This is a genomic window from Virgibacillus carmonensis (assembly GCF_057836705.1).
On record NZ_JBYQFJ010000267.1, the window covers coordinates 1 to 598 of the forward strand.

Annotated in this window: 2 pseudogenes; both read left to right on the forward strand. The window is 40.6% G+C overall.

From position 1 onward, the window contains the following. Positions 1-244: pseudogene (locus AC3G7N_RS21795) on the forward strand (peptide ABC transporter substrate-binding protein); the annotation flags it as partial. A gap of 115 nt (positions 245-359) precedes the next feature. Beyond that, positions 360-598 (forward strand): annotated as a pseudogene (locus tag AC3G7N_RS21800) (flavin reductase family protein); the annotation flags it as partial.

Genomic DNA, 598 nt, shown 5'->3' on the forward strand with positions numbered 1-598 from the left:
GTATTCCAATAAAACCTACGATAAGCTGGTGAAAAGTACTGTAGATGAATTGGCACTTGAACCGGTAAAACGTTTTGAAGCGTTCCTGGAGGCTGAAAAGATATTGGCTGAAGACGCACCCGTTGCCCCATTGTACCAAAGCGGCCGGACACAATTGATCTCGCCAAAAATTGAAGGTGTCATTGATCGGCCGTTTGGACCTAAGTACGAATACAAATGGGCACATGTTGTACCGACAGAATAATTAGTATGATAGAGAGGGAACTAGATTATATGGTCTAGTTCCCATTTTAAAGATGATTTAATTACAATTGAAAGTGGAAGGATATATATATCCTAGTAATAAAAGGAGAATGCCTATGCCAACTAAAGAAGCGCATACCTTTAATCCAGTGGATCTTGAAACACAGCAAATGTATAAACTAATCATCGGTTCTGTTGTTCCTCGTCCAATTGCCTGGGTTTCTACAAAAAGCAAGGAGGCGATATTAAATCTTGCGCCATTTAGCTTTTTTACGGTGGCCTCAAGACAACCACCAACGCTTGCTGTGTCAATAGGTCAAGGTGTTGAAGGAAGAAAAGGAACCGTTAAAGATAC